This window comes from Ferrovibrio sp. (assembly GCF_035304305.1).
Lineage (GTDB): Bacteria > Pseudomonadota > Alphaproteobacteria > Ferrovibrionales > Ferrovibrionaceae > Ferrovibrio.
Genome location: NZ_DATGQG010000138.1, coordinates 1 through 3,672 on the forward strand (window position 1 = coordinate 1; position 3,672 = coordinate 3,672).

General features: G+C 64.8%; 5 protein-coding genes. 2 read left to right on the top strand and 3 right to left on the bottom strand.

The annotated features are described in order from the left end of the window. The first annotated feature begins 357 nt into the window (after window positions 1–357). Together VKZ87_RS15510 and VKZ87_RS15515 are read left to right on the top strand one after the other, a co-directional pair. Entirely contained in the window at window positions 358–1,137 is a 780-nt protein-coding gene (locus VKZ87_RS15510; RefSeq protein ID WP_324222171.1) for a FadR/GntR family transcriptional regulator, read from the top strand. Between the two features lie 97 nt (window positions 1,138–1,234). Further along, window positions 1,235–1,969 (top strand): TetR/AcrR family transcriptional regulator, encoded by a 735-nt coding sequence (locus VKZ87_RS15515; protein WP_324222172.1) that lies wholly within the window; start codon window positions 1,235–1,237, stop codon window positions 1,967–1,969. A gap of 46 nt (window positions 1,970–2,015) precedes the next feature. Here VKZ87_RS15515 and VKZ87_RS15520 read toward each other — a convergent pair whose 3' ends face one another. The 3 genes from VKZ87_RS15520 to VKZ87_RS15525 form a co-directional block, all read right to left on the bottom strand. After that, entirely contained in the window at window positions 2,016–2,369 is a 354-nt protein-coding gene (locus tag VKZ87_RS15520) for an SDR family oxidoreductase (RefSeq protein WP_324222173.1), read from the bottom strand. Further along, window positions 2,327–2,728, bottom strand: coding sequence for an SDR family NAD(P)-dependent oxidoreductase (locus tag VKZ87_RS18500; protein WP_414655657.1), 402 nt, complete (start codon window positions 2,726–2,728; stop codon window positions 2,327–2,329). Before VKZ87_RS18500 ends, VKZ87_RS15520 begins: the two co-directional genes overlap by 43 nt. 220 nt (window positions 2,729–2,948) lie before the next feature. Next, a partial coding sequence (locus VKZ87_RS15525; RefSeq protein WP_324222174.1) for a TolC family protein occupies window positions 2,949–3,672 on the bottom strand: 724 nt, incomplete at its 5' end.

The following is a 3,672-nucleotide window of genomic DNA, read 5'->3' on the forward strand; positions in this document are numbered from 1 at the left end:
TATTTTTGTGAGCTACCTGCCGTATCATTTTCACGGCCTGCGGGTGCATTGGCACTGTCGCAGCCGGACCGCGACCCGGTTTCCGCCCCGTCGGAAGCGGACGTCGCCGATTCGCCCGCGCGGATACGTGGATTCGGTAACCGACATTCTCTTTATTCTGTATAATGCGGTTACAGATGCCTTGTTCCGAGGGCCTGGTCCGGAGTGTCTCCGTCATGGAGATCGTACCTTCACGTCATAGCTTCGATCTCGACAGTTCCGTGTGGGGCTGATCGGAGACGGCGCGCGACCGCCCGGTCCCTGATGCCGCCCTTTCCCGGTCCCGTGAACAGGGGACATAAGTTTGCAGATACGAGAATGAACGATCTCAGTCACTTGGAGCCCATGAAACGGCCAAAATCATCGTCAGCGGTTGCGAGGATCGTGTCGGCCCTGCGAACGAGCATTCTCTCGGCGGCAGACGGCGAGTACCTGGGCTCGGAGGAGCAGTTGACGGCGCGGTACGGCGTCAGCCGCCCGACCTTGAGGCAGGCGGTCCGGCTTCTCGAACATGAACGGCTTCTGGTGATCAAACGCGGCAGCGGGGGAGGCTTCTATGCGCGCCGTCCGCAGATCGATGCCGTCGCCCACGCGGCCGCGATTTATCTCGACATCGAACAGGCCACGTTTCGCGATCTCATCACCGCGTCGCTGCCGCTGCTCACCGAAGCGGTGCAGCTTGCCGCCGCGTGTCGGGACGAGCGCCTGCACGCCCGCCTGCGGCAACTGCTGGTGAATGACGACCCGGAGGCGGGGAAGATGGAGGGCAGGCCGGATGAGGTGTTCGCCTGGGACATCGAGTTCGCGCGGATCATCGGCGACATGTGCGGCAACCCGGTGATCAAGCTGTTCGTCTCGATCATCTACGAGTTCGGCCAGAGTCAATGGCGCGACGAGCTGGGGCTGCGTTATGGCCGGCATCTTCCGGAACTCTACAATGTCCGGAACCAGTTGATCCGCGCGATACTGTCCGGCGATGCCGAACTGGCCAGGCTGTACGGGCAGCGGCGTTCCATGCTGGTCTGCAAGCTGATCCAGAATCTGCCCGGACTCGAGCCGATATCGATCGGGGCTTACGACGCGGCGCGTAGTTCGTGACGGACGAGAGCCGGACGAATCCGCGACCGCCCGGGGCCGGCCGGATCGATCATGCCATGTACAGCCTATTTCTTCCGCAAGCAGCCGGCGTACCGATATGAACAGCAACGTGACAAAGAACAAGCAGGGCCAGGAACTCGGGTTGAAAGGGCGGACTACGCGTCGCCGCCTGATGGACGTGACCTTGCGCCTGCTGCGCACGAAGTCGCCGATGGAATTGACCGCGGTCTCCATCGCGCAGGAAGCGAAGACGTCTTCGGCGACGTTCTACATGTATTTCGACGACGTGCGCGACATCATGTTCGCGCTCGGCCAGGCGGCGGCGGATGAAATGACTTCGGTCTGCTCCATACTCGACGAGCCGTGGGACCCCACGGTGGTCGACGTTGCCCACGCCCGCCGGGTGGTCGAGGCTTTCGATGCCGTGTGGGACAAGCACAGGCCGGTACTGCGCTACCGGAATCTGGAAGCGGACCGGGGCGACCCCCGCTTCGAGCAGCAGCGCATCGACTACTACATACCGCTGATCGAGCGTTTCGCCGAGCGTATCCTGTCGGCGTATCCGCCGGGGAAGCGCCCGCGCAAGGGGGACGCCTATGCCGAGGCCTCGGTGATCCACGCGGCAATGGAAGGAGTCGCCGCCACCGATCCCGATGTGATGGAACGCGGGCTCGGGGTGCGGCGAATGCAGGCCGCGCGCGCGCGGATCATCGCGCACATTCTCGGCAGGCGCGCGGGTGATGACACCTGGATTTCAAGCGGCGTCGAACCGCGCAAGAAACCGGCGGGGCAGCCGGCAAAACGCGCGAAGCCGGCGGTCAGGTCGGCGTAAATTCGTTAGGCGCATCCTCCCCGGGAAGGGGGCGGGTGCCACCGAACTAGCCTTTGTCGTTCTGAAAGATGTCGTCCCTGCCAATCAGGTTGGTCATGATGCGCGAACCGCCGTCGATGGGCAGCTCGGCGCCGGTCACAAAGCCGGACTCGTCCGATGCCAGATAGACGACGCCGGCGGCAATGTCCTCGCGCCGGCCTGGGCGGATCAGGTGCTGCGCTCCGATCCTGGCTCCAAGTATCGGGTCCGCCAGGAAATCGGGCAGGGCGTGCGGCGGCAGGATCATGCCGGTGATGATGACGTTGGAGCGGATATTGCTGCGCCCGTACTCGACAGCGATGGAGCGGTTCAGGGAATTCACTGCCGCCTTGGCCGCCGCGTAGGCAGCCATCCTGGCCATCGGCCGGCAGGAGGCCGGAGGAGGTATGCACGATGGCGCCCCCGCCGGCCTCGATCATCCTGGGAATGGCGTACTTGCTCATCAGCATGGAGCCACAGCGTTACGCGCATCGATTGTTCCCAGACGGATGCAGTGGTGGCCGCTATCGACCCATCAGACTCGTTGATCAGATCGGTGGATGCCGCGTTGTTGATCAATGTGGTCAACTTGCCATAGCGGTCGATGGCCGTATCGATGATCTTCTTAACATCGCTTTCGATGCCAATGTCTGCCTGAACGTAACAGGCCTCACCTCCGTCAGCCTCGATGGCGGCCGTTACTTCCCCGCCACGCTTGGCCGTACGCCCTGCAATCACCACCTTGGCGGCCTTCCCTGGCCATGGTTGCGGCGATTACCCGGCCGATGTCTTTGGTGGCTCCTGTCACGATCGCTACCTTGCCATCCAGTCTTTTCATGTCGTCTCCCTTTATTTGCCTGGGAGGTTTCAAGTCTGAAGTGCAAAGCCTGATTGCAAGTTCATCGTAGAACCAACTCCGGTCAGGGCAAGAGGTGGGGCGGGGAAAAGGCGGGATGCGGGCTCAGCTACCGCCGCCCCCGAGGGCCTTGTAGAGCTGGGCGGCGGTGCTCAGAAGCTGGCGGCGCACCTGCACCGTGGCCTGGCCGGCGCTGTAACTGTCACGCTGGGCGTCGAGCAGTTCGAGGTGGCTGGAGATGCCGCCCCTGTATCGAAGGTCGGCCAGATGCAGGCGTTCGGATTGGGTCCTTTCCGCCGCTTCCTGGGCGCGTAGCTGCGCGGCCAGGGCGTCGTGTGCGGCCAGCAGGTCGGCGACCTCGCGGAAGGCTTGCTGGATGGCTTTTTCGTATTCGGCCACGGAGGCCACCTTGCGCGCTTCGGCCACGTCCAGGCTGGCGGCGGTGGCGCTGCCGAACAGCGGTTGCTGCAGGATGGGCGTGAAGCTCCAGGCGCGGGAGCCGGCGCCGAACAGGCCGTCGAGGGCGGGGCTGGCGCTGCCCAGCGCGGCGGTCAGCGTGATGCGCGGCAGGAAGGCGGCGCGGGCGGCGCCGATGTCGGCATTGGCGGCGATCAGCCTTTGCTCGGCGGCACGCACGTCGGGCCGGCCCAGCAGCACGTCGGCGGGCAGGCCGGCGGCGAGGTCGGCGACGATGCCCTGTCCGGTCAGCCGCCGTCCGGGCGGCAGGGCTTCGGGCAGGGTGCCCACGAGCAACACGAGGGCGTTGCCGGCAGCGGCGTGCTGGCGTTCGAGGCTGGCCACCTCAGCGCGGGCGATTTCGAGGGCGCCG